Below are 3,417 nucleotides of genomic sequence, written 5' to 3'. Positions count from 1 at the left end.
GTCCACCCGCTGGTCGAGAAGGTCATTGCCGACCGCGCGGCCATGGGCCGCGGTGAGGTCAATGTCGACTGGGGCATGGGCGAGCACCTGGCCTACGCGTCGCTGGTGGCCTCGGGCTACCCGGTGCGCCTGTCGGGCGAAGACTGTGGTCGTGGCACGTTCACGCACCGCCACTCGGTGCTGCACGACCAGAACCGCGAGAAGTTCGACGAGGGCATCTACACCCCGCTGCAGCACGTGGCCGAGAACCAGGCACCGTACGTGGTGATCGACTCGATCCTGTCGGAAGAGGCCGTGCTCGGCTTCGAATACGGCTATGCGTCGGCTGATCCGAACACGCTGGTGATCTGGGAAGCCCAGTTCGGCGACTTCGTCAACGGTGCGCAGGTCGTGATCGACCAGTTCATTGCCTCGGGCGAGGTCAAGTGGGGCCGCGTCAACGGCTTGACGCTGATGCTGCCGCACGGCTACGAAGGCCAGGGCCCCGAGCACAGTTCGGCGCGCCTGGAGCGCTTCATGCAGCTGGCGGCTGACAACAACATGCAGGTCGTGCAGCCGACATCGGCGAGCCAGATCTTCCACCTGCTGCGCCGCCAGATGGTGCGCATGTTCCGCAAGCCGCTGGTCATCTTGACCCCGAAGTCGCTGCTGCGGAACAAGGACGCGACCTCGCCGCTGACCGAGTTCACCAAGGGTGAGTTCAAGACGGTGATCGGCGAGCAGAACGCCGACATCGATGCCGCCAAGGTCAAGCGCGTGATCGCCTGCTCGGGCAAGGTCTACTACGACCTGGTCAAGAAGCGCGAAGAGAAGAAGTCGGCCGACGTCGCGATCATCCGCGTCGAGCAGCTGTACCCGTTCCCGCACAAGGCGTTTGCGGCCGAGATCAAGAAGTACGCGAGTGCGACCGAGATCGTGTGGTGTCAGGACGAGCCGCAGAACCAGGGCGCCTGGTTCTTCGTGCAGCACTACATTCACGAGAACATGCTCGACGGCCAGAAGCTCGGCTACGCCGGCCGCCCGGCCTCGGCCTCGCCGGCGGTGGGTTATGCCCACCTGCACCAGGACCAGCAGAAAGCATTGCTGGACCAGGCCTTCGGCAAGCTCAAAGGCTTCGTCCTCTCAAAGTAAGCATTGATCAGCGCGGCGCGCTGCGTGAAGTTCACGCGGCGCGCCGCAGCGCACGCACAAGAGACACATCATGGCAATCGTAGAAGTCAAGGTCCCGCAGCTCTCCGAATCGGTGGCCGAAGCCACGCTGCTGCAGTGGAAGAAGAAGCCCGGCGAAGCCGTGGCAATGGATGAGATCCTGATCGAGATCGAGACCGACAAGGTCGTGCTCGAAGTGCCGGCACCGGCCGATGGCGTGCTGGCAGAGCATGTGGTCGCCGACGGCGGCACCGTGGTCAGTGACCAGGTCATCGCCAAGATCGACACCGAAGGCAAGGCCAGCGCCGCCGCGCCCGCTGGCGCCGTGGTGGCTCCGCCGCCGCCGGCACCGTCGCCCGCTGCTGCTGGTGGCAGCAAGTCCGACGTGGCGATGCCCTCCGCAGCCAAGCTGATGGCCGACAACAGCCTGGCCACCGGCTCGGTTCCGGGCACCGGCAAGGATGGTCGAGTGACCAAGGGCGACGTGCTGGGCGCGATCGCTGGCGGTGCCGCGAAGACCGTGGCACCGCCGCCACCGGCCGCGGCGCCCGCACCGGTCGCCAAGGCAGCGCTGCCGGCCGTGGCCGCGCCGGTTGGTCCGAACCTGGGTGACCGCGCCGAGCAGCGCGTGCCGATGTCGCGTCTGCGTGCCCGTATCGCCGAGCGCCTGGTGCAGTCGCAATCGACCAACGCCATCCTGACCACCTTCAACGAGGTCAACATGGCCCCGTTGATGGAGATGCGCAAGAAGTTTCAGGAGAAGTTCGAKAAGGAGCACGGCGTCAAGCTCGGCTTCATGAGCTTCTTCGTCAAGGCCGCGGTCCACGCGCTGAAGAAGTACCCGGTGCTGAACGCGTCGGTCGACGGCAACGACATCGTCTACCACGGCTACTTCGACATCGGCATCGCGGTGGGTTCGCCGCGCGGCCTGGTGGTGCCCGTCATCCGCAATGCGGACCAGATGACCTTCGCCGAGATCGAGAAAAAGATCTCCGAGTTCGGCCAGAAGGCCAAGGACGGCAAGCTGGGCATCGAAGAGCTGACCGGCGGCACCTTCTCGATCTCGAACGGCGGCACCTTCGGCTCGATGCTGTCGACGCCGATCATCAACCCGCCGCAGTCGGCCATCCTGGGCGTGCACGCGACCAAGGACCGCGCGGTGGTGGAGAACGGCCAGATCGTCGTTCGCCCGATGAACTACCTGGCGATGAGCTACGACCACCGCATCATCGACGGCCGCGAAGCCGTGCTGGGCCTGGTCGCGATGAAGGAAGCGCTGGAAGACCCGGCCCGCCTGCTGTTCGACATCTGAACGCACGCATGAACCTACTGCGCGACCCGATCTAGCGCCTGTGTTGCTCGCCGTACGGGAGTACGGCTGCGCTACTCGTCGCTACTTCGGGCCGCTCGCTACGGTTCCTGCGCACGTTCAGTCACCCCTATTGATTCGGCTGGCGGTACGCGGGTCGAGACTGGAGAGATCAAGTGTCCAAACAATTTGACGTCATCGTCATCGGCGGTGGCCCGGGCGGCTACATCGCCGCGATCCGCGCTGCGCAACTCGGCTTCAACACCGCCTGCATCGACGAGTGGAAGAACGACAAGGGCGGCCCCGCCCCCGGTGGCACCTGCACCAACGTCGGCTGCATTCCTTCGAAGGCGCTGCTGCAGTCGAGCGAGCACTTCGAGCATGCCGGCCATCACTTTGCTGACCACGGCATCGGCCTGTCGGACCTGAAGATCGACGTGGCCAAGATGGTGAGCCGCAAGGACGCCGTCGTGAAGCAGAACAACGACGGCATCCTGTACCTGTTCAAGAAGAACAAGGTCAGCTTCTTCCACGGTCGCGGTTCGTTTGTCGCGGCCAAGGACGGTGGCTACGAGATCAAGGTCGCTGGCGCGGCTGAAGAAACGCTGTTTGCCAAACAGGTGATCCTGGCCACCGGCTCGAACCCGCGCCAACTGCCGGGCGCCGAGTTCGACGAAGACCTGATCCTGTCGAACGACGGTGCGCTGCGCATCCCGAGCGTGCCGACGAAGCTGGGTGTCGTCGGCTCGGGTGTGATCGGCCTGGAGATGGGCTCAGTCTGGCGCCGTTTGGGTTCGGACGTGACCATCCTCGAAGCGCTGCCGGCCTTCCTGGGCGCGGCCGATGAAGGCGTGGCCAAGGAGGCGGCCAAGGTCTTCAAGAAGCAAGGCCTGAAGATCGAACTGGGCGTCAAGATCACCGGCGTCGAGAAGAGCAAGGACGGTGTGACGGTCAAGTAC

General features: G+C 64.8%; 2 protein-coding genes and 1 pseudogene. All 3 read left to right on the top strand.

Going from position 1 to position 3,417, the window contains the following annotated elements; translation table 11 throughout:
* Positions 1 to 1,131: pseudogene (sucA, locus tag AC1DYI_RS30035) on the top strand (2-oxoglutarate dehydrogenase E1 component); the annotation flags it as partial.
* Between the two features lie 70 nt (positions 1,132 to 1,201).
* The gene (odhB, locus tag AC1DYI_RS30030) at positions 1,202 to 2,461 is read left to right on the top strand and encodes a 2-oxoglutarate dehydrogenase complex dihydrolipoyllysine-residue succinyltransferase (RefSeq protein ID WP_477207779.1); all 1,260 of its coding nucleotides are present in this window, start codon (positions 1,202 to 1,204) and stop codon (positions 2,459 to 2,461) included.
* Positions 2,462 to 2,634: 173 nt separating this feature from the next.
* On the top strand, positions 2,635 to 3,417 hold a 783-nt coding region (locus AC1DYI_RS30025; RefSeq protein ID WP_477207778.1), incomplete at its 3' end, for an FAD-dependent oxidoreductase.

This window comes from Ideonella sp. P3_A4, from assembly GCF_056403075.1.
The sequence above is the reverse complement of the archived record's forward strand: the minus strand, read 5'-3'. Positions and strand labels throughout refer to the sequence as shown.